Origin of the sequence: Novipirellula galeiformis, from assembly GCF_007860095.1 — a bacterium.
GTDB classification, from domain to species: Bacteria; Planctomycetota; Planctomycetia; order Pirellulales; family Pirellulaceae; genus Novipirellula; species Novipirellula galeiformis.
The window spans coordinates 922,067-944,023 of record NZ_SJPT01000001.1 but is presented as its reverse complement, the minus strand read 5'-3'; the positions used below and the strand labels follow the sequence as shown (position 1 = coordinate 944,023).

Annotated in this window: 16 protein-coding genes; 8 read left to right on the top strand and 8 right to left on the bottom strand. The window is 55.6% G+C overall.

What is annotated here, in order from left to right; all coding sequences use genetic code 11:
- The first annotated feature begins 28 nt into the window (after positions 1-28).
- From Pla52o_RS03355 to recA, 3 genes are all read left to right on the top strand, one after another.
- On the top strand, positions 29-1,090 hold the full coding sequence (locus tag Pla52o_RS03355) for an ABC transporter ATP-binding protein (RefSeq protein ID WP_146593136.1): 1,062 nt from the start codon (positions 29-31) through the stop codon (positions 1,088-1,090).
- Complete coding sequence (locus tag Pla52o_RS03350; protein ID WP_146593135.1) at positions 1,087-3,456, top strand: ABC transporter permease; 2,370 nt, start codon at positions 1,087-1,089, stop codon at positions 3,454-3,456. The genes Pla52o_RS03355 and Pla52o_RS03350 overlap by 4 nt, the downstream gene beginning before the upstream one ends.
- Before the next feature lie 365 nt (positions 3,457-3,821).
- A complete protein-coding gene (gene recA, locus Pla52o_RS03345) occupies positions 3,822-4,946 on the top strand; it encodes a recombinase RecA (protein ID WP_146593134.1) in 1,125 nt (374 codons plus the stop codon).
- A 318-nt stretch (positions 4,947-5,264) separates the two neighbouring features.
- Here recA and Pla52o_RS03340 read toward each other — a convergent pair whose 3' ends face one another.
- The 5 genes from Pla52o_RS03340 to Pla52o_RS03320 all read right to left on the bottom strand — a co-directional run bounded on the left by Pla52o_RS03340 (position 5,265) and on the right by Pla52o_RS03320 (position 13,012).
- Complete coding sequence (locus Pla52o_RS03340) at positions 5,265-6,953, bottom strand: glutamine--tRNA ligase/YqeY domain fusion protein (protein ID WP_146593133.1); 1,689 nt, start codon at positions 6,951-6,953, stop codon at positions 5,265-5,267.
- Between the two features lie 184 nt (positions 6,954-7,137).
- On the bottom strand, positions 7,138-8,499 hold the full coding sequence (locus Pla52o_RS03335; RefSeq protein WP_146593132.1) for a c-type cytochrome: 1,362 nt from the start codon (positions 8,497-8,499) through the stop codon (positions 7,138-7,140).
- Between the two features lie 133 nt (positions 8,500-8,632).
- A complete protein-coding gene (gene gltX / locus Pla52o_RS03330) occupies positions 8,633-10,174 on the bottom strand; it encodes a glutamate--tRNA ligase (protein WP_146593131.1) in 1,542 nt (513 codons plus the stop codon).
- Positions 10,175-10,371: 197 nt separating this feature from the next.
- Positions 10,372-12,177, bottom strand: a complete 1,806-nt coding sequence (locus tag Pla52o_RS03325) for a hypothetical protein (protein ID WP_146593130.1) — start codon at positions 12,175-12,177, stop codon at positions 10,372-10,374.
- Positions 12,178-12,397: 220 nt separating this feature from the next.
- On the bottom strand, positions 12,398-13,012 hold the full coding sequence (locus tag Pla52o_RS03320; RefSeq protein WP_146593129.1) for a DUF456 domain-containing protein: 615 nt from the start codon (positions 13,010-13,012) through the stop codon (positions 12,398-12,400).
- Between the two features lie 346 nt (positions 13,013-13,358).
- On the opposite strand from Pla52o_RS03320, the gene Pla52o_RS03315 reads away from it, so the two are divergent.
- Complete coding sequence (locus tag Pla52o_RS03315; RefSeq protein WP_146593128.1) at positions 13,359-13,979, top strand: HNH endonuclease; 621 nt, start codon at positions 13,359-13,361, stop codon at positions 13,977-13,979.
- 161 nt (positions 13,980-14,140) lie between these two features.
- Here Pla52o_RS03315 and Pla52o_RS03310 read toward each other — a convergent pair whose 3' ends face one another.
- On the bottom strand, positions 14,141-14,425 hold the full coding sequence (locus tag Pla52o_RS03310) for a ferredoxin family protein (protein WP_146593127.1): 285 nt from the start codon (positions 14,423-14,425) through the stop codon (positions 14,141-14,143).
- Between the two features lie 308 nt (positions 14,426-14,733).
- Between Pla52o_RS03310 and Pla52o_RS03305 the strand changes: the two genes are divergently transcribed.
- Positions 14,734-15,948, top strand: coding sequence for a class I SAM-dependent rRNA methyltransferase (locus Pla52o_RS03305; protein WP_146593126.1), 1,215 nt, complete (start codon positions 14,734-14,736; stop codon positions 15,946-15,948).
- Positions 15,949-16,140: 192 nt separating this feature from the next.
- Complete coding sequence (locus tag Pla52o_RS03300) at positions 16,141-16,803, top strand: FHA domain-containing protein (protein WP_146593125.1); 663 nt, start codon at positions 16,141-16,143, stop codon at positions 16,801-16,803.
- 139 nt (positions 16,804-16,942) lie between these two features.
- Here Pla52o_RS03300 and xerD read toward each other — a convergent pair whose 3' ends face one another.
- A complete protein-coding gene (gene xerD / locus Pla52o_RS03295; protein WP_146593124.1) occupies positions 16,943-17,896 on the bottom strand; it encodes a site-specific tyrosine recombinase XerD in 954 nt (317 codons plus the stop codon).
- Between the two features lie 243 nt (positions 17,897-18,139).
- Between xerD and galE the strand changes: the two genes are divergently transcribed.
- Positions 18,140-19,123: a UDP-glucose 4-epimerase GalE gene (gene galE, locus Pla52o_RS03290; protein ID WP_146593123.1), complete on the top strand. Its 984-nt coding sequence runs from the start codon at positions 18,140-18,142 to the stop codon at positions 19,121-19,123.
- 11 nt (positions 19,124-19,134) lie between these two features.
- On the opposite strand, the gene rpiB is transcribed toward galE, so the two are convergent.
- Entirely contained in the window at positions 19,135-19,602 is a 468-nt protein-coding gene (gene rpiB, locus Pla52o_RS03285) for a ribose 5-phosphate isomerase B (RefSeq protein ID WP_146593122.1), read from the bottom strand.
- A gap of 278 nt (positions 19,603-19,880) precedes the next feature.
- Here rpiB and Pla52o_RS03280 point away from each other — a divergent pair, with 278 nt between their 5' ends.
- A complete protein-coding gene (locus tag Pla52o_RS03280; RefSeq protein ID WP_146593121.1) occupies positions 19,881-21,680 on the top strand; it encodes a 30S ribosomal protein S1 in 1,800 nt (599 codons plus the stop codon).
- The last annotated feature ends 277 nt before the right edge of the window (positions 21,681-21,957 follow it).

Here is a 21,957-nt window from a genome sequence, read left to right as displayed (position 1 = left end):
CACGGCTCGCAACGATCACGATCTTGAAATGAGTTCGCAGGCATGCGTCGTCGATGGCGAGTCTGGCCAGGACTCATCGAATCCGGTCGTCATCCACATCGCGGATCTGAAAAAGAAGTATACGACTTGGTCGTTTCGCGGGCGCAGGGTGGTCGAGGCACTGCGCGGCGCCACGCTACAGGTTCGCGCCGGTGAGGTCTTTGGATTGCTTGGCCCAAATGGTGCCGGCAAAACGACGCTGATCAAAATTCTACTCGGCGTCGTTCGCAGCAGCTCAGGATCCGCATCGCTGTTTGGTTCCCCCGCGGGAAGCATTGCCGCGCGAATGCGTGTGGGGTACCTACCCGAATCATTGCGCGTCGACCGACACCATTCGGCGAGATCGGCACTGCGTTACTACGCACGCATGAGCCAGATGTCCGGCGCTGAAATCGAGCGACGAAGTGACGAACTGTTAGAACTGGTTGGCTTGCGAGGACGCGATCGAGAGCTGGTCCCACAATTTAGCAAGGGGATGTACCAGCGCCTCGGGCTCGCTCAAGCGTTAATGCATGATCCCGATTTACTCGTGCTGGACGAACCGACCGACGGACTTGATCCGGTGGGTCGCAACGAAGTCCGCAAGGTGATTGACCGTTTGCGAGAATCGGGAAAAACGATTTTCTTGAACAGCCATATCTTGCAAGAAGTCGAACAGATTTGCTCGCGTGTCGCGATCATGTCCCATGGCAAGATTCGCGTTGCCGGACGGATCGATGAACTGACTCAATTTGATCGCTGCGAAGAAGTGGCGTTCGAAGTGGTGACTCACTTTGCCGAATCCTCCGAGCACGAAGCGACTGCGGAGCTCACCCAAATGTTCCCGGCGATAAAGTTGGCCCCGGAAAACGACTACCATCGTTCGAAACCGAATCGCGTTTCGGAGTCCCCGTTGCGGTTCACATTACCGCTGTCCTCTCAAGCGGAAGTCGATCAGGTAGTCGATCGTTTGCGACAACAGGGCGTATCGATACGAGAGATCACGCGAAAACGTGAATCATTCGAGGAAACGTTTATGCGCGAAGTCTCTCGCTCTGAGGAATCCACATGAAACGTTGGTGGCCCTACCTTACGGTCATCCGCGACTCCTTTCACGCGGCGTTGGCCTCACGGATCTTGTGGGTGGCGTTTATCGCGATCTGGTTACTGCTGGGTGCATTGTCACCGATTGGATATCGCGAAGACTTCACGACCACGTTCCGCGATCGCGACATCGATAACGGAGGGCGTTTGAAGGCGCTGCTCGCAGGGGGAATTGCGGACCCAAGCCAAGCCAACACTCCCGCTGGGAAAATTGCCAACGCGTTACCCGAAGACGTCAAACGAGAACTGCGCCAAGTGGGCAAGGGCGAGGATGTGCGGTTCTATTTCACCACGTTGTCCGATGCGCTGAACACGCTGTTCGATGACGAGTCGTGGTACGATGCCGAGCTCTGGAAATCGACCCCAAGATTACGTGAGCTTCGCGAACTTGACGACCTTGATGCCGCCGAGATCGACGAACCGCTCCGCAAACGCCGCGTTCGCTTGCGCATCGAAGCGGCGATCCCCGGAGTGTTCGAGTCGCGATCAGCGCGATCGATCATGCTGACCTATTTAGGAATGGATTTCCCAGCGCGGTTTGCGGTCGACAAAACCCAATTTTTGATCCTGCTAAATCAATTTGTCGTTCCCACGATCATCAATTGGCTACTCGGCTTCATCCTCGTCTTTCTCGGCATTCTCGTCACCGCCTCGATCATCCCCGACATGCTGCTGCCCGGATCACTCCATTTGCTACTTAGCAAACCGATTTCGCGGTGGCTGCTGCTACTCAGCAAATTCGCTGGCGGATGTGCCTTCGTTTTCCTCTGCGTCATCCAGTTGATTGTCGGACTGTATTTCATCGCAGGCCTTCGCTTGGATGTCTGGAACCCCAGACTACTGCTCTGTATCCCGGTTTCCGTATTCGTGTTTGCGGTTTTCTACAGCGTCTCGACGCTCGCAGGCCTTCGCTTTCGATCTCCAATCCTGGCCATTGGAATCACATGCATGTTCGGTGCCTATCTAGTCGTGGTCGGCTTGATCGGCGGTTTCTTTGACGGATTCGTTACCCGACCGGACACGATCGATCACATCACGATCGCGGGCGACGAGGTGTTTGCGACAACGCGTGGCGAAGGCCTACAGCGCTGGGACTCGACGGCCAATCACTGGGACGCCATCTATGAATCCGATGCAATCGGACGCAACCGTGTCTTAGCCCCCGTGGCCATCGATGACGCAACCGTGGTTACCGCAGTGGTCCGTGGAGGTCGCTTCAATCCGTTTGGATTGGGAGGATTCGACCTGTTGGTGCTAAGCAAATCAAACCAGTGGCGCGGAACCCCTAGTTTGCGACTCCCCACTGCAACGGTGCGATTGATCAATGCCGACAACGGTTTGTTCGCGATTAACTCCAGCGGAATCTCGATCACAAACAAGCAGGAGATTCGCGATGCGTGGGGGCAAACGTCGGCAAACGGCGACAACACACCGCCACAAGACTCGGAGGCCAAGTCCAACAACTGGTTCGACAAACTTGCCAGCATGATGGGTGCCGCCACCGACGGATTCCAAGACATTCTCCCCCAGGGCGTTCTGCTGTCGCCGCCGCGGAGCGTTGGCATCAATTCCGCAGGCGACACGCTGCTTCTCTTGAGCGGCAAGGAAGTAACTCGAATCGAACTTAGCAAGAATGACCGCTCCACGACGCCTCCGACCGGACTGGGTTCCGTCGCAGTAACACGAACCCTCGATATTGAATTGCCACGCTTTGCATCCCTCGCGATCAGTGGCGAAGCGGTGCTATTGACCTGCGGAGAAGGGCCACTTCAAGTTCTCGATCGACAAACGCTGCAAACGACAGCAACCCTCCCATTACCGGATCGTTTGACGGTGGTTTCGTCGGTGGCGTTGGGGGACGCTCAACGGTTTGCCGTTTTGACAAGTGACCAGCGATGCCGCATCGTCTCGCGTCGCGTCGCCGATCAAGCCTGGACGGTCAGCCCATCATTGGAACTGTCCAACATCGAAGCCATCGAATTTGACACGCCATCCGCAACGCTGATGGTGGCTCACCACATCGACCAAGTCGACTTGCTCGACGCAGATACACTGCAGTCTCGACTCGCGCTGCGTCCGCATCTTTCCAATTGGCGTCAAATCGACCGCTACCTGATCGGCCCCCTTCGCCTCCTCACGCCACAGACGAGCGAACTTGGCGGCACCATCGCTGCGATCGTGAGCGGAGAATCCACTTTTGAACGCGATCGCGACGAAGCGGGCCCCGTGGAACTCGTCCGCTACAAGATCCTTGCCCCCGTGCTGAACTGTGCGATCTTCATCGCAGTAATGTTGACGATCAGCTGCGTCTACTTTTCTCGAACCGACTTTTAGAGACAGCGGCATCGCCGGTGTGCGATTTGCATGTGCTTCGCACTGGCCGAGCGCTCGCGGTGAGGCAAGGGTTGCAAGCAATACCGATTGTCACGCCGCTCTTCTCGCTGGCGGGGGGACGGCGAGAATATTCCAGAAAACATTGGGTCGTTGACCAGACGTGTCAGCCCCACCTCTGATACTTAGGGTGTGGCAAGTAAAGCGGACGGCAACGCAAGTTTCATCAAGCAAGTCACCGCGAAAACAAACGCAATGCTTGGCATTCTCGCTTTACACCGGTACGATTAAGACGTTCACGACCCTGAAAGTTTTCACCTCAGAGGTCCGGGAACTTTCATGGGGATTTTCTGAAAGGGAATAACACAGTGGCTAAGAAAGCAGCAAAATCAGCGGCATCCAAAGGCGCAAAAGTCGATCCAAACTTGAAGGAAATCCTTTCCCGTGAGCCTGGATTAAAGACCACCCTTCAGCAAATCGAAAAGAGCTTCGGCGAAGGGGCGATCATGCCGCTCGGAGCGAACCAGAAATTCAAGATTGACGGCATCCCGACGGGTAGCCTTGGCTTGGACATGGCGCTCGGAGGATTCGGAGTGCCTCGGGGACGGATCATCGAAGTCTACGGTCCGGAATCAAGCGGTAAAACCACGCTGGCACTGCACATCGGTGCCGAAGCACAGAAACTCGGCGGCATCGCTGCGATCATCGACGCGGAACATGCCTTTGATCCTAGTTGGGCCAAAAAACTTGGCGTCGAACTCGACACGCTACTGGTCAGCCAACCCAGCAGCGGTGAAGAAGCGATGCAAATCTGCGAAATGCTGGTCAAGAGCAACGCCGTCGATGTGATCATCATCGACTCGGTCGCCGCATTGGTCCCTAAGAAAGAACTCGAAGGCGAGATCGGCGACAGCCATGTGGGTCTACAAGCCCGTTTGATGAGCCAATCGATGCGAAAGTTGACTGGAGCGATCGCCAAGAGCAAGTGCTGTGTGATCTTCATCAACCAGATCCGTGAAAAGGTCGGCGTGATGTTCGGCAGCCCTGAAACGACCCCAGGGGGTCGAGCTCTGAAGTTCTACGCTTCGTGCCGTATCGACGTCCGTCGTATCGGAGCCCTGAAAGACGGCGAAGAGCAAGTCGGCCAACGCGTTAAAGCGAAGATCGTTAAAAACAAGGTCGCCCCGCCATTCCGCATCGCCGAGTTCGATATGATGCACAGCAACGGGATCAGCTACGAAGGAGACTTGTTGGATCTCGGCACGACGCACAATATCGTCAACCGCAGCGGTGCATGGTTCAAATACGGTGAAACGTATCTGGGGCAAGGCAAAGAGAAGGCGCGTAACTTCTTGATCGAAAACACCGATGTCGCCAATGAGATCAAACAACAAGTCCTCGCCGCCGGAGGGTACGCGGCACCGGTCGAAGAAGGCGAAGAAGCGGACGATTCCAGCGAAAAAGCGGAAGTCGCGAACGTGAACAACAGCTAGCTCCATTCCGCAGAATCGAAACTCAACAATGAACAGGCCACGGTTTACCGTGGCCTGTTTTTTTTGAGAGCGACCGGCTTCGGCAAGCCGTAACCCAAAGCGTCAACAAAGGACTTCAAATAACGCAACTCCAAAACGCACGCGTCGGGTTAGGATCGCGATTGCCCGGCAGCGGCGAAAACGACGTTTACTAAGCCAAACGTTTACTAAGCCAAACGCTCTGGCAACGCGCCGGGTAACGCGTGACGCCCCGGTCGCTCACACGTGGGCGACTTGCTCAAAACAAACCGCACGGGGTGGTTAAGAAAACACTCCGTCTTAATTCGCTTTGCCTTTGGCTTCCATTTTGCCCCAGGTGTCACGAAGCGAAACGATCCGATTGAACACCATCTTCTGCTGCGTTGTATCAGGGTCGACCACGTAGTACCCCAATCGCTCGAACTGCACACGATCCCCCGCTTTGGCTTCCGCCAGTGCAGGTTCAAGGTACCCCGTGATCACTTTGAGCGAATCGGGGTTCAGGTAATCGACAAAGGTTTTGCCTTCCTCGGGGTCGCCTGGGTTTTCCACGGTAAACAGTCGGTCATACAAGCGGACTTCCGCCTCGACCGCGTGTTGAGCGCTAACCCAATGAATGGTTCCTTTGACTTTACGTCCCGATGAATCGGAGCCACTTTTGGTTTCGGGGTCATAGGTACAAAGGATCTCGATCACGTTGCCATCAGCGTCTTTGACCACATCGTGGCAATCGACGATGTATCCCGCACGCAGACGAACCGCGCCGCCTTTCTTCAAACGAAAGAATTTGCGTGGAGCTTCTTCGCGGAAATCGTCTTGCTCAATCCATAGGCTTCCGGAGAAAGGAATCTCGCGTTTGCCCGCCGCAGGATCTTCGGGATTGTTGATCGCCTCGGTCATCTCGACCTTGCCCTCAGGCCAATTCGTGATCGTTAGCTTGATAGGATCTAACACCGCCATTCGCCTGAGAGCGACGGCATTGAGATGTTCACGAACGGCGTTTTCGAGCCGAATGATATCGATCGTGCTGTTGAATTTCGCGATCCCCGCATCCGCACAAAAGTTGCGGAGCGACTCGGGCGTGTAGCCTCGGCGGCGATACCCCGAGATCGTCGGCATGCGAGGATCGTCCCAACCGCTGACGTAGCCCTCTTTGACCATCCGTAGCATGTGACGTTTCCCCATCAACAGCGTGCTGAGCTTCAGCTTGGCAAACTCAATCTGCCGCGGATGATGGATGCCAAGTTTTTCGCAGTACCAGTCATAGAGCGGGCGATGATTCTCAAATTCCAAGGTACAGATCGAAAACGTAATCCCTTCGATCGAATCACTTTGTCCATGCGTCCAATCGTAAGTCGGATAGATGCACCATTTATCCCCGGTGCGATGATGCGTCGCTCGCAAGATACGGTACATCACGGGGTCTCGCAGATTCATGTTCGGCGAGGCCATGTCAATCTTCGCTCGTAACACTCGCGAGCCATCGGCGAACTCACCCGCACGCATCTTGCGAAATAGATCAAGATTCTCTTCAACACTCCGATCTCGAAACGGGCTGTTGCGTCCCGGTTCAGTCAACGTCCCTCGATACTCGCGAGTTTGCTCGGCGGTCAGATCGCAAACATAGGCGTCCCCCTCGCTGATCAACCGCTCGGCCCATTCATAAAGCTGATCAAAATAATCGCTAGCGAAATGCAAACTGTCCCAATCAAAGCCCAACCAACGGATGTCTTCTTGAATCGATTCGACGTACTCGGTTTCTTCTTTCGCCGGATTGGTATCATCGAAACGAAGGTTGCAAGTCCCGCCATATTCCTTCGCCAATCCAAAGTTCAAGCAAATGCTTTTGGCATGACCGATGTGCAGGTAGCCGTTGGGCTCGGGCGGAAACCGCGTGAACACGCCTGACGCGCGACCGGCAGCCAGGTCGGCATCAATCGCCTGTTGAATAAAGTGTTTGCTTTCGCGTTTCGCTTCTTGCTCGCTCATAATTGCTTTGACTAATTAAATTTTTGAAAAGGAAAGGGGCAACTTCAGTCAGAGCGAATCGCATTTTGGGTCGCGAAAGTCACCAAGACTTTTCGAGCACACCACTCCAGTGCGAAACACTTGGCGAGTCGCGCTACCCCGAACACCGATGTGCGACGCCGTAGCGGCCCCGTAGCGAACGACGCTAAATCGCGGGGCTTGCTTTGGGCTCGGCACCGACCGATTGGCTGGGCGATTCACCGACCGATTCACTGGGCGTCGCATTCGTGTCCCCCGCATCGGCCGTTTGCAACGAACGAATGAAGTTGATCAGATGCCAAACATCCTGCTCTTCGAATTGACCTTCGACAAAGGTGGCTGCGGGCATCGGACTTCCATCAATCCCTTGCGTAATTCGGCGATACAGATCGCTGGAATCCGAACCTCCGTGAAACAAGCCTTCGGCGAAGTTTCGTGGAATCGCATTGATCGGTGGCAACGCGCCTCGAGCAAGCAACGGGATCAACGACTCGCGGTCTTCGGGTTTGATTCCGATTCGCGCCGTCCAATCCTTTGTCCATTCGTCGTAGTCGGTCGTCTGGCCGTTGCCGAGTCCCTTCTCGCCGTGGCATTTGCTGCAAGATGCCACTTTGCCTAGGAACAACTCATTGCCTCGAGCAACCGACTTTGCCAACGCTTCCGCTTGATCGCCTTGGCTTAGCTTGATGAAATCCTTGTGCGAATTCGCAACCGGAAAATCGGCAGGAGGTTCAGGGACTTCGAGCACTTCGTCGTCCGCTTCGAGCCAACTTTCGGCGACGCCCATCGCGATCTCCTCCGAAATCTCCCATGCCTCTGTAAATTCTTCTTTCTTTTCTTCGTCGGGACTGTTCGCTAGTTCCGGATTGATGATGCGTTCGCCTCCTTCGAAATCAACGCCCTCCATCACCGCGTCGTCAATCAAAGCGCGCTCGGTCTCGCCACGCCACGACAAGTAGATCACGTAATCGGTCAACGCTTGAACGTCTTCTTCGGATAGCTCAGGGATTTTGACCATGGCCGTTCCCGCAATCCCGTCACGAATCACTCGGGCTAGGTCTTCACGCGTGGGCTTGTAGCTCAGCGGTGTCGACTTGAACTTGAACACCCCCATGCGATAGTCGCGAGGATAGGGATTCAAGATCGCTGCGGTGGTGCCGCGTCCATTCCCAGTCACCCCGTGACACAACGCACAGTGCTTGCGATACAAACCACGCCCCTCGGCATCGGCCGGCCCGGAAGCACGAACGAGCCGATCGAGATCCAGCCAATCGGCAAAGTCCTCTTCCTCGCTCACGAAGTCGGGCAACTTCGGCTCGTTGGGCGTCCCAAACATTTTTGTCACGACCCACACCGCATCCTCGGACGCTTGGTCCATCGAGACGTTGTCTTTAATTTGATACTTCATCGCATGGACAAAGTTGGGCTCAAAAGTGACCGGAATCTCTTCACGACACCCCGCGACCGAAACGCAAACAACCGCGCAAACCATCATTGCGACATGGGGTGAGAAACGGAAACGTTGCATGGCTAACACTCGCAATGGATCAAAACTCGGTAAGGAAACTTCAGCTTACAGTTTACCCGAAACAAACCATGCTCTGCATGGGCACAGATTGTCGCGGTTTGGAACGGTTGATGCGTCGACGACAGCGAAACACCTACGACTGCAAAACACGGTCGATTCGCGCAACCACCTTCTCTTGACCGATCACGGCAAGGGTTTCAAACATGCCAAACCCAGCCGCCGTTCCCGTGGTGGCCACACGCAGGGCATGAATGATATTGCCGAGTTTGATTTGCTCGGTCTCGCAAAACTGTTTGACCAGTGTTTCGCTCGACTCGATCGTGAACTCTTGGGCCTCGGCAAACCGGTCACGCAGCTTGCTCAGCAACGCTTTCGCTGCCGGGTCTCCCGTAATTCGCTTTGCATACGCTTTGGCATCGACGGGAAACTCATCAATAAAACAGTAATCGAAATCGAGGATATCGCCGGCAATCTTGAGCCGGTCGCCCGCGCCGCTAACCACTTGACTCAATTTCGCTTCGGCATCCGCTCCCTGCAACAATCCCGCGCGCTGTGCGAACGGCCTGACTCGCGTGATCCGTTCTTCAAGCGGCAAGGCGGCAAAGGCATCGCCTTGGAAGGAGAGCAACTTTTGAGGGTCAAACGAAGCGGGCGACTTGGTCACGCGTTGGAGCGAAAACAACTCCGTCATTTCGGCGATCGTGAACTTCTCGCGCTCGCCGTCGAGGGCCCACCCGAGCAGCAACAAATAGTTCAAAATCGCATCGACGGAGAAACCAATCTCACGATAAAAGTCGACAATCACCGGGTTAAACGTATCCGCTTCGGTGGCGATCCCACAGCGATCGGCAATCCGGCGTCCCCGCGCGAGCAGTTCGGCAAAGTCCTTGTTCTTTTCGTACTTGGCCAATTTTCGCTTGCTCAGTTTTGCGTGCCCGCCGGGTTCGGCAACGTACGGCAAGTGGGCGTAAATCGGTCGCTCGTATCCAAGCGATTCGAGGATAAAAATTTGGCGTGGCGTGTTCGACAAATGCTCTTCGGATCGCACGACATGCGTGATCGCATAGTCATGGTCATCGACCACACTGGCAAGGTGATACAAACAGCTGCCGTCGGCGCGTTGGATCACATGATCTTGCTCGGAAGCCCAGGCCACACGAACCTCGTCACGCACGAGGTCCGAGATCACGCACTCGCCTTCCCGTGGCATCTTTAAACGCACGACCGCCGTTCGTCCCTCGGCTTCGAACGCAGCGGCGGCGGCATCATCGGCGGCCATCCAGCGACGGTCGTAGATGAATTGTTTGCCCGATTTCTGCGCTTCTTCACGCAGCGCCGTGAACTCCTCGGGGCGTGAATAATCGCGATAAGCGTGCCCACTTTCCAGCAACGCCTGGGCCGCTTCGCGATGCCGATCGGCACGCTGAGACTGAAAATATGGCTCGTGAGGCCCGCCCACTTCGGGGCCCTCGTCCCAGGTCATTCCAAGCCAGCGAAATCCATCCAAAATGGGCTGGATCGCTTCGTTCACGTTCCGGCCCGCATCGGTATCATCGATGCGGAGGATAAATTGACCACCCGATTTGCGTGCAATCAACCAATTAAACAGAGCGGTGCGGACACCACCAATGTGAAGGTAACCTGTCGGGCTGGGAGCAAATCGAGTTCGAATCATGGAAGCGGGATCGATGGAGGGTTCAAAAAAGGGAGTCGCGAACAACTAACACGCTTTGATGAAGATACCCGATGAAGGGGTTCGGGTCATAGAAGCCCAAAATCAAAGCTCAACGAAGGACCGCCAAAGCGACCCCACATCAGCTTTTCGGCGTGCCGCTCAGCCCGGGATGCCCCAACTTCTAGACGGCGTGACTTTTAGGCGGCTCGATCTTGGCGTTTGAGCTGCTTGCGCAGCTTCCGACGCTCGGTTTTGTTCAATGAATCCCAGTCGATGTCGTCTGGATCCACCCATTCTTGACTGTCGGCATCGCTGTCATCTTGATTGCCGCCCGCCTGGACCGAACGATCGTCCGCATCGTCCTCACAGCGTTCGTCGGCTTCCGACGTCGCTTTGGCTCCGCGGCTCAGCCAACCGCCAAGTCCTCGCTTCTTGGCCGGCGGATCATTTTGGGCGACGACGTCTTCGCCATCCTCGTCTCCCTCGGCTCGGTTTCCATCGGCGGGTTCCTCGGGGCCGGCATCAGCCTTCGCACGACGACCGAATCCCATCGAGAAACGACCTCGTTTCTTGGGCGTTTGCGTTTCGTCCGGATCCTCTTCGGCCGCGTCCCCCTCATCGTTGGATTCAGGCAACTCGGCCTTGGCGGCTCTCAAGCCAAACCAACGCCGTTTTTGGCGAGGCTGCGATTCATCGTCGCCATCGGATTCGTGCGACAAATCATTGTCTTGATCGTCACGCTGATCTTCCTCCACCGCACTCTCGAGCGTCGTTTTAGTACGGCGACGTGACCACCAACGACGCTTGCCCGTTTCCGACTCCGCTGAGTTTGATTCTTCTTGGCTTGCGTCGTCGCCATCGTCAGCTTGGTCATCGTCCTCAGCCACCGAATCGCTCGCCTTTTTGCCGCGGCGAAGGGACCACCAACGGCGTTTCCCCGTTTCGGCTTCAGCCGCTGCTTCATGAGCTTCGTCGTCCGCATCGCCTTGATCCGATGCGACTTCTCGTCGTGGCTTTGGTTTCGGCTTTCGCTTGGGGGCCTCTTGTTCACTTGGGGCGGCATCCTTTTCGCGGCTGCCGGTGACCTCCGCTTCGCCACGCCTCGCGTAGAAGCGAACCTTCAGCTCCTCGAAGCGTTCGGCGAGGGAGTCATTCTCGTCAAGATTGCGAACCTCTCGAAACAACATTCGCAAATAGCCACCAAGCGAAATGAACAATGTCGTACAGGCTAACAGCGGGGCGCTGGTCACGATCGACCACCTGCCAATCGATTCGACGGCGAAGAAGTGCCACTTCGCAGCGGGAGCAATCGCCATGATTAACCATGCTGCAATCATCGTCAGAAGCGCCCAACGCGAACGACGCACTTCAGCGACCAAACGAATGGCAAGCACTGCGCCACCGATCGAAATCACGATCCCAAGCCAATCATTTCCCGATAGCGCGACCCGTTTCCCGAAAGCCACGTCTAACATCGCGCCTGCCCAATCAACGACCGAAACAAGCGAATTGATGCTGGCCACGAACATCACAATCAGCACCAGTCGCCACAGCCGATATTGGCCCGTGTAATCATCCACTCGATAGCGGCGAACTTGGTAGATCAGTAGCGAGGCGCCGGCGCAAGCCGCCAACATGACGCACGTAACCCAACGCCCAAAACTGTCGGGACGATCTAAACGCAGCGGTCTGGCAATCTCGGGCTGGTTCACGATCGCTGGCCAAGCGACCGACGCGTAGTGGGCACCACAGAGCAAAATCGCGATGCCCCACAGCATGCCAGCCACGCAGACCAATGTTCGTCGTTTAACCGGGACAAGTGAAAACCAACGACCGCGAAGTCGTCGGTGAACCCGCGCCGCATAAGCCGCCGTCGGTCGCCTCGCTTCGCGCAGCTGCTCCGCCGCTCGACGACTGGCGGCCGTCGAAGTGGTGAGGTCGGCTTGCTGAGTCGAATAAAGAACTCGCCGCCGACGGTCGTTCGTGCGCCGCGCGTGGGACATGCAACCTGGGCCGTATTCTGGGCCGTATTGAAAAAAATGAAGCCTTCCGCCGAGGAGCCTAGGAAATCTGGCCTCCCAAAGTCAATCGATCCCTGGGTGATTGGCGAGTGACGCGTAAGCGAAATTGGCGGTGAACGAGGAGCCCAATCAGGTTGAACAACCAGACCGATCCAAACGAGGCCAGGCCAGGGTAGGGTAGGGCAGGGTAGGGAGGGAGGGCTTACACCAACACGCCGATCAATGCGGTGAGCACGACGGCCAAACCGAAAATGAATTTTCCCAGAGTTCCAAACGTCCGGCCCCAAAACGCAGCGTGTCCCACGGTCCAGCTTTCTCGCCAAGACCGGCCATCGGTCCATTCGCCATAAATCGCCCCGGCGGTCGCGCCCACGCCGCCAAACAAAATAGCGGCCAAAATCGGCCCCAAAATGGGAACGGGAATCCCGACGAACGCCCCGATCAACGCTCCGGCCATCGAACCGGCGACCGCATACAACGTCGAACGGCGACTTGCCCCCGCTTTCTGAGCTCCGAGTGCTCCTGCGGCAAATTCCACGATTTCCCCGAGCAGTGCAAATAAAAACGCCACCCCAAGCGAGGCCGTTCCAATCGCCAATCGCCCCTCACTTGGGCCCAACCATGCATACAATGCCATCGCGGCGACGGAAATCCAGTTCCCAGGCAACGTCACCAGGTTCAAACCCCACGCCGCAATACAGACAACGACCAGCAAAACCGCGGCAATTATCGACCCGGCTGGCCCCAGCCAACCCAACCATCGTTCGGTATCAAACGCAAAGGCCAAGATCAAAACGTGGGAAGGAAATGCAAGCATTGAGTCATCAAGGGCAGGGGGGGCGGCCGAAAACTCGAGTCAAACCGCAAGCAATCAGGCATGAAACTTGGGTGAAATTGCGATAAACCACGGTCAGATTTGGATGGCTAGCAAGCCCATACACCCTACAATTACGGGTAAGAAACAACGCAAAACAGTTGCGAACCCCGATCTGGCTTTTGGGTGTCAAAGAGCAGTCTACCGCTGTGCCCGCTGAGAGTGAATGGATTGGCAATCCACCTCGCTGCGAAAGTGGGTCTTCCGTCGGTGCGCTACCACACCGGCTGGACGGATTCGTCCCACGAAGTTCCTAAATCCAGAGACTAACGGAAGGATCGAATTGCTTATGTCGCAAAGTGTTCTCGACACAAATGTGTTAGTGCTTAATCGTTTTTACATGGCGATCCGCGTGGTCAACGTACGGCGAACGTTCACGTTGCTGTACCGTGAATGTGCCGAAGTGATCTGCCATGACGACGATCAATACGTCAGTTATGACTTTGAAAGCTGGTGCGAACTGAGCCAGTTAACGTCACTTGAGAAACAACCGGGCGAGGACTATATCCGCGCCGTGAACTTTGAACTTCGAGTGCCACGGATTGTTCGCCTGACGCGATTCGATCGCATGCCCGTGCAATCGGTTCGTTTCAATCGCCGAAATCTGTTCGCCCGTGACGACAATCAATGTCAGTACTGTGGTCGCATCGAACCGATCCACAAACTGAGCCTGGACCACGTCATCCCGCGATCCCATGGCGGACCGACCACGTGGGAAAACATCGTTTGCTGCTGCTTGAAATGCAACGGTCGCAAAGGGGGGCGAACCCCACAACAGGCGCGCATGCAATTGTTGAATCGACCGGTGAAACCACGTTTCAATCCGATGTTAACCCAATCGATGGAAGATCCACGCTACCATTGCTGGAAAACCTTCCTACCGGAGGTGAATCAAGTTGAGAACTCGTAAGCTTGGCAATGCGATGTGAGCCGACGGTGCTAGCCGCAGACGGAATCGAAGGCCATTGGCACTCGCCCCCGCCCCATAAAAAACCCTCCGTGAGCATTCTCATGGAGGGTTTTTCGATTTCGGTGCCCGCAGACGCTTTCCGTACAAGGTACGCGAAGCGACTACTTGTCGGCCAACGGCTCTTTCTTTTCGGTAATCACGTCGCACTCATCCGATTCGGCTTTCTCGGCGTTGAGTTCGATGTAGCTCTTCCATTCCTCAGGAACATTGTCTTCGTGGAAGATTGCTTCAACGGGACATTCAGGAACGCACGCTTCACAGTCGATGCATTCTTCTGGGTGGATATACAACATTTGATCGCCCTCGTAGAAGCACTCTACTGGACAAACAACAACACAATCAGTGTATTTGCATCCTGAGCATGGCTCGCAAACAACATGTGTCATAGCAGATGACCTTTCTTTGAAGCAAATTCGCGTACGATCGTCACGCACCATCCGCGTGTCGACTCGTCTTCAGTTTATCGACCGGACAACCCAGTCGCTCCACCTTAACCGACCCCATTGTGCGCAGTTTGGTTCCCGAAGGCGAGCGGGCATTTTGAAAACCTCTCGAATCGATCATCCTATCGGCTCATTCAATCGAATCGAAAAGTGGGCTTTGCGACCGTGAATCGGGCTTCGACCGATTACGATGATCATCATTGCCGAGTCCCCAACCCATCATAGGCCATTTCCACTAGGACCAACGACGCGTGGCATTTTCTGAAACTCCTGTTCCTCTTCGCTTAAAACCTTCCCGACAATTCCCGTTCCTTGCCCGTCACCCTTGGGTTCACGCCCACGCTTTGTCGGAAACCGGCCATCAATTGGAATGCGGCCAAGTCGTTGATTTACTCGATTTTGATGGAAATTGGGTCGCTCGCGGCGTGATCAACCCCCACAGCCGACTGCGAATTCGGCTGTACGCCTTCGATGCCAATACCGAAATCAACGAGCACTATTGGCGATCGAAAATCGATGCCGCCATCGCCCGCCGGCGGCTCAGTGGCCCGCTCGATCCTGAGGCCGCCGAGCGAATTGTGTTCAGCGAATCGGACCTCTTGAGCGGCTTGATCGTTGACCGCTACGCCGATTGTTTGGGGGTTCAATTCACCGCCGGCGCATTGCTGCGTTGGCAGCGGCCGATTCTCGAACACCTCCAAACCACGCTGGCGGCCCGCGTGATGATGGTGCGAATCGATGAAAAAACCGCGAAACATGAAGGAATTGAAGCTCAAAACGAATGGTTCGATGGGCGTGGACAAACCGAACCGGTGCTGTATCAGCAAAATGAGCTGAAATTAGCCGTCGATCTTCATGGCGGACAAAAAACGGGGGGGTACCTCGATCAACGCCTCAATCACCTCGCCGCGTCCCATTATTTCAACGGCCGTCGGGTGCTCGACGTCTGCTGCTACAATGGGGGCTTCGGTTTGCTAGCACTCAAAAAAGGAGCGAAGTCCGTCCTCGGCATCGATTCGAGTCAAGCGGCACTCGAGCATGCTCAAGAAGCGGTCACGCGCAACGCTTTGGACACCGAGGCGTATGGCGACATCGAATTTTCGCAGGGGGATTGCTTTGATGAACTGAAGCGACTCGGCGACGAAGGGCAACGTTTTGATGCCGTCGTGCTCGATCCACCTCGATTTGCCGGCAGCCGTCATCAAGTCGATACTGCGTTGCGAGCCTATCGACGACTCAATTCGCTCGCCGTCGAATTGATTCCCCCCGGCGGCGTTCTTGTCACCTGTAGCTGCAGCGGACGTGTTTCGCGATCGGAGTTCTTGAATATGCTGCTTGATGTTGGACGCCGAAAACGTCGTGATTTGATCGTGTTGGAGAATCGAGGACCGTCCCCGGATCACCCCGTCGCCATTTCCTGTCCCGAAAGCGACTATTTAAAATGTATCATTGCTGAAGTTCAGTAGAAATTTCGCGTTTTTTTCGCAAGCATTTGTTTCGGTGCCCCCAGCCCCCTGGGGGCCAAGCGGATTGTGAAAGAACAGAAAGATCCCTATTAACAACGGGGTCTGCGGTGACTCGACCGTCAATAGCGTTTATACTTGGCCCCCTCGACCTAGACCCAATGTCCTCCTTTTCCTTTCCATGCGGAGAGCCCCATGTCGGGCGTGACCCTCAAGATCCTCCATGGCGCTGATCGCGGCAAGGTTTATGAAGACCTGCAGCCACCGCTGACCGTCGGTCGCGAAGAAGGCAATGACATCCAGCTTAATGACGAGCGTGTCAGTCGCTGTCACTTCAAAGTCCAGCGTGACAATGAACGTCTCGTGCTGACGGATTTGGACAGCACCAATGGCACAAAAGTCAACGGCACCGAGTGCCAGCTGAAGATCCTGCGCCATGGCGATTTAATCGCCCTGGGTCGCAGCTTGATTTTGGTCGGCTCAGAAGAGCAAATCGCCGCACGACTGGCCGCGATGGGAAGTGACAACCCGACGCTCAGCCGCGACATGTCATCCGCAGAAAGCTCGATTGCGCTGGAACTGAACCAAGAATCGAAGTCCCCTTACCCCTCCGAACTGATCCAAATCGTCGACACTCCATCGATTCCCGATGGACTCTCGCCAGGCCAGAAGGCGCAACTTTGTGAGATCCTTGATTACCTTCAAGCACGTTTGCACAAATTGATCGAAACGGCAAAGACCAACGAAGGCAGCGACGAGGTCGTACTCTCCTTCTCCGCTTGGCAACGACTGCTCGATGCCCAATCACGATTGTCCGCCATGGGCCGCAAAATCGCGGACCCCGACTGGCCCAATTGATCCCGCGCGCCGGAACGCCCCCGAGACTCGGCTGCCAAACAACCGCTACCAAACAACCGCTGCACCGCATCGGCCCCAGCGCAAGCGATTGCCACCATGCAAACGATTGACGCTGTGCAAACGATCGTCCACCCGCGTATCACGCGCGGGGATGAAAACGTTGATGCACCTTCTTGAGCCGCGAGTGCTCCACATGGGTATAGATTTGCGTTGTCTGAATGCTCGCGTGTCCCAGCATCTCCTGCACCAATCGCAAATCGGCGCCACCGGCCAATAAATGCGTTGCAAAACTATGCCGCAAACTATGGGGGCTAATCGACGGGTCGATTCCAACGCGTTTGGCATAGAACTTCACCAGTCGCCACAAATGAATGCGATCCAGAGCACGACCGCTGCGTGACAAGAACAGTTCCTCGGGGGGATGGGGGCTCTTTTCCGCCAATTTACCTCGCAACTCTTCACAATAACGAACGATCGCAGCGATCGCTCGCGAACCGATCGGCACCATGCGCTGCTTGCCCCCTTTGCCTTCGCACTTCAAAAACTTTTCGCTTAGCGACATGTCCCGCACGCGGATCGAGCAAACTTCCGAGGCACGGCATCCGGTCGCGTACAACACCTCCAACATGGCCACATCACGCTGCCAATACACATCTGATTTTCGTGGGGAAGCGAGAAACCCTTCGACTTGCCGAGTCGACAAAACGCCCGGCACACGCTCCCACATTTTCTGAGTGGCAATCAGCTCGGCGGGATTGCTTTCGACGATCCCTTCAAGCTGTAAATACTTGAAGAACGTGCGAACCGCGACCACGTTTCGCGCGATCGATGCCGGGGCCAACTCCGCTTCGTTAAGCTCACCAACATAGGATGACAAATCACTAATCGAGATTTGGTTTAGCGCCCCGGTGCCGAGCCAAGTCGTGAAGCGGCGCATGTCGCGACCATAGGCGGCGATCGTGTTGGCCGCTAAGTGGCATTCACTACGCAAATAGTCGAGGAACTCGTTGCAAACCGTTTCGGTCGCACGACTCGACTTGGGCGGCGGCCCCGCCTTCTGAAGCAATTCGAGCTTGGTGGGTCGTTTTGCCAAGGCATCCCCCTGCGAGATTGAAAATGTGGGATAGGTTTCCAGCCTGTCTTCATCACGCAGCACAGGATGCTAGGCATGTGGACGTCACGTAGCACTGCTATGGCATTGGCGGAATCATGAAACTACCCTTATCTGCTGATTCGACAAACGACACGGTCGCCCTTGGACAGAGATGGCGTTCCCACTTGGTTTTGTCTTTTTGTACGTCCGACCATTCCAACTGTTTTAGAAAGTACGATTGCCATGAATGTTCTAGTGGTAGGTGGCGCGGGATATATCGGTTCTCACGCGGTTCGATTGCTACTAGACGCCGGACACTCGGTCACCGTTTATGACAATCTCTCGCGAGGCCACGCCGCATCGGTCCCCGATGGCATGCTGGTTCAAGGCGAATTGTCCGACCGAGCCAAAGTCGTGCGAACGCTTCGCGACAAAAAAATTGATGCCGTGATGCACTTCGCCGCCTTCGCCTTGGTGAACGAATCCGTCAACGATCCGGCTCTTTACTATCGCAACAACGTGATCGATGCAGTCGAACTGCTCGACGCAATGCGTGAAGCCGACGTAAAGAAAATTGTGTTTAGCAGCACCACGGCCACGTACGGGGAACCCGACACGATTCCGATCCCAGAAACGACCCCCCAGAATCCGATCAATCCGTATGGATTCACCAAAATGGTGTTTGAACATGCCTTGGCCGACTATGCCGCGGCGTACGGTTTTGGCTACGCGGCGCTTCGCTACTTTAACGCAGCCGGTGCACGCCCGGACGGATCGATCGGCGAAGATCACGACCCTGAAACGCACCTGATTCCCATCGTGTTACAAGTCGCACTCGGACAACGCGACGCGATCACCATCTTTGGTGACGACTACGCGACCGAAGATGGCACCTGTGTCCGTGACTACATCCACGTTGACGATCTTGGCGCCGCTCATTTGCTGGCGCTCGACAAAATCGAGCCTGGCAAAGGCTTGTGCGTGAACCTAGGTACAGGTCGCGGCACCAGTGTCCGCGAGATCATCGAAGCGTGCCGCGAAGTCACGGGGCACCCCATTCCAGAAAAAATGGGGCCGCGCCGCGCCGGTGACCCTTCGGAATTGATCGCTGACGCCCGCATGGCCCAGCAGCGGCTCGGATGGCAACCCAAATACATGGACGTCAAATCGATCGTCGAAACCGCTTGGAAGTGGCATCAAGCCCATCCCAACGGCTACGCAAAGTAAGCAAACGCGAATTAAATCCCGTTTTTTTCGATTTCCAAAACTTTGGCCAATCGCCGAGCATGTCGATCCTCGGGTTCGTATTGTGCACCGAGGAATGTCTGGACGATCTCAAATGCCAATTCGGAGCCGATGATCCGCCCGCCGATGCAGAGCACGTTCATGTCATCGTGCTCGACGCCTTGGTGGGCTGAATAGGTGTCGTGACAGATCGAGGCCCGAATCCCGTGGATTTTGTTGGCCGCCACGCTGACGCCCACCCCGCTGCCGCAAACCATAATTCCCTTGTCGGCTCGTCCTTCTAGGATTTCTTTTGCTACTGCGACCGCAAAATCGGGGTAATCACAGCTCGCTTCACTGTGGGCGCCGCAATCAATCATCGCGTTAACCTGGTCGCCAAAACGCTCGACGATCATCTTTTTCAGCGGAAAACCGGCGTGATCGCCACCGATGGCGACTCGCAGTGGGAGTGATTCAGACATGGGCTTTTCGAATGGGTCGAGCTCGGAACGAGCAACTACGGACACGGGATAGGCCATTTGATACCGATCTGGTCGCAAAATGGCAACGGATCGGCTTTTTCGTCGTGAAACTAGCGGTAAAGCTGTTGTGACGTTTTTGCCCCTTTGTTAGGTTACCCCACTAGGCGCTCGACGATGTGTCGAGCTGAAGAGACAAACAAGCACTCTAACCCCCTCCGAGCTTGAACCGGCTGCACGTCTCGCACCGAAGGTTCAAAGCTCACTTGGTATCAATTTCCATGGTCAACCGTAACCTCATCCGCAATCTCGAAGACGACGATATTCTAGCCGAATTGGCTCTGCTGGTCCCTGCGGACCAGGCCGAAGAGCTCCTTTTCGAAGCCCTGGCAGCGGAACAGCAAGATTATGCTCAGGGAAAACTCGTCGATGGCCGAATCGTTGAAATCAACGATGAATGGGCCCTAATCGACGTCGGCTTCAAGAGTGAAGGCACCGTCAGTCTCGACGAGTGGGGCGGCGACGAAAACCCACCCAAGGTGGGCGATACCGTCAAAGTGCTCATCGAAGAGATGGAGGATGAGCTGGGGGCGGCCGACGACCCTTACGGCATGATCTCGCTGAGCAAGCGCAAAGCGGAAAAGATCATCGAGTGGGAAGACATGATGGACAAGGTTGCCGAGGGCCAGGTGGTCACCGGTACCGTTGTTCGCAAGATCAAGGGTGGTTTGCTGGTCGAGTTGGGCGTGATCCACGTCTTCTTGCCAGGCAGCCAAGTCGACATTCGACGTCCCGGCGACATCGGCGACTTCATTGGTCGCGTGATCCAAGCCGAAGTGCTGAAGATCGACGACATGCGTCGCAACATCGTGATCAGCCGTCGTTCGTTGATCGAACGTCAACGCGAAGAAGATCGCGCGTACTTGATGAAAGAACTCGAAGTCGGCCAGATCCGCAAAGGGGTTGTCAAGAACATCGCCGACTTCGGTGCGTTCGTCGACCTCGGCGGTATCGATGGTTTGCTCCACATCACCGACATGGCTTGGGAGCGAATTGGTCACCCCACCGAAATGGTTTCGATCGATCAAGAAATCGAAGTCAAGGTGCTGCACATCGACCGCGAAAAGCAAAAGATTGCTCTCGGTTTGAAGCAGAAGGACCGCAACCCGTGGGAAAACATCGAAGAGAAGTACCCGGTCAACAGCGATCACAAGGGCGAAGTCGTCAACGTGATGAGCTACGGTGCGTTCGTCAAGCTCGAACCAGGCATCGAAGGCCTAGTTCACATCAGCGAAATGAGCTGGACCAAGCGAGTCAACCATCCAAGCGAATTGGTCAACATCGGCGACCAAATCGATGTCAAGATTCTTGGTGTCGACCCCGCCGGTCAACAGCTTTCGCTCGGCATGAAGCAAACTCAGAAGAATCCTTGGGACGAAGTGCTCGAGCGTTATCCTGAGGGAACCGATGTTACCGGCAAGGTGCGAAACCTAACCAACTACGGTGCGTTCATCGAATTGGAAGAAGGCATCGACGGACTGCTTCATGTCAGCGACATGTCGTGGACTCGCAAGATCGGTCACCCGAGCGAAATGCTCGAAAAGGGCCAAGAGCTTGCTTGCCGCGTCTTGAGCGTCGACGAAGAGCGTCGCCGCATCGCACTGGGACTGAAGCAACTCGATAACGACCCATGGGATGGCGACATTCCTGACAAGTATCAACCCGGCCAATTGGTCAAGGGCAAGGTCACCAAGATCACCAACTTCGGTGTCTTCATCAGCTTGGAAGACGGACTCGAAGGCCTGTTGCACATCAGCGAATTGGCTGAGCAAAAGGTCGAAGATCCCGAAGAAGTGGTCAAGGTCGGCGACGACATCGAAGTCAAGGTCTTGCGAGTCGATACCGACGAACGCAAGATCGGCCTATCCCTCAAGCGAGTCGAGTGGGGCGAAGAGCAAGAACGTGCTGCAGCAGCTGCCGAAGCTGCCGAAAACCAAGTCCCTGCGTCGTCCGTCGAAGGCGAACTCAAGGGCGGTCTGGGCAGTGCCGGTCCTCTCTTCCCACCTAGCAGCGACGAGTAAGATCTCAACCGCTTACGATTGAGCAAACCACGCGGCGGACTTTCGAGTCCGCCGTTTTTTTTTGCGCCAATCGACACTAGGTCCATGAACAAACGAAAAAAGGCGTTGCCACTCCGTGGCAACGCCTTTTCGCTTCATTCACTTTTGAAACTTACCTGCGGCTAGAACATCTTGATCGATGTCGTAGGGCCGGTTCCCACCGGCCGGCTTGTCATTGGCCGGCCTGTCATCGGCCGGTAGGAACCGGCCCTACATCCTGGCTTGGGCTAGCGCGCCG

Excerpts from the sequence above, each read along its gene's own strand:
- Pla52o_RS03325 (WP_146593130.1), bottom strand. The coding sequence starts at position 12,177 with ATGTCCCACGCGCGGCGCACGAACGACCGTCGGCGGCGAGTTCTTTAT.
- Pla52o_RS03340 (WP_146593133.1), bottom strand. The coding sequence starts at position 6,953 with ATGAGCGAGCAAGAAGCGAAACGCGAAAGCAAACACTTTATTCAACAG.
- Pla52o_RS03300 (WP_146593125.1), top strand. The coding sequence starts at position 16,141 with ATGTCGGGCGTGACCCTCAAGATCCTCCATGGCGCTGATCGCGGCAAG.
- gltX (WP_146593131.1), bottom strand. The coding sequence starts at position 10,174 with ATGATTCGAACTCGATTTGCTCCCAGCCCGACAGGTTACCTTCACATT.
- Pla52o_RS03320 (WP_146593129.1), bottom strand. The coding sequence starts at position 13,012 with ATGCTTGCATTTCCTTCCCACGTTTTGATCTTGGCCTTTGCGTTTGAT.
- Pla52o_RS03355 (WP_146593136.1), top strand. The coding sequence starts at position 29 with ATGAGTTCGCAGGCATGCGTCGTCGATGGCGAGTCTGGCCAGGACTCA.
- Pla52o_RS03310 (WP_146593127.1), bottom strand. The coding sequence starts at position 14,425 with ATGACACATGTTGTTTGCGAGCCATGCTCAGGATGCAAATACACTGAT.
- Pla52o_RS03280 (WP_146593121.1), top strand. The coding sequence starts at position 19,881 with ATGGTCAACCGTAACCTCATCCGCAATCTCGAAGACGACGATATTCTA.
- Pla52o_RS03350 (WP_146593135.1), top strand. The coding sequence starts at position 1,087 with ATGAAACGTTGGTGGCCCTACCTTACGGTCATCCGCGACTCCTTTCAC.
- Pla52o_RS03315 (WP_146593128.1), top strand. The coding sequence starts at position 13,359 with ATGTCGCAAAGTGTTCTCGACACAAATGTGTTAGTGCTTAATCGTTTT.
- galE (WP_146593123.1), top strand. The coding sequence starts at position 18,140 with ATGAATGTTCTAGTGGTAGGTGGCGCGGGATATATCGGTTCTCACGCG.
- Pla52o_RS03335 (WP_146593132.1), bottom strand. The coding sequence starts at position 8,499 with ATGCAACGTTTCCGTTTCTCACCCCATGTCGCAATGATGGTTTGCGCG.
- rpiB (WP_146593122.1), bottom strand. The coding sequence starts at position 19,602 with ATGTCTGAATCACTCCCACTGCGAGTCGCCATCGGTGGCGATCACGCC.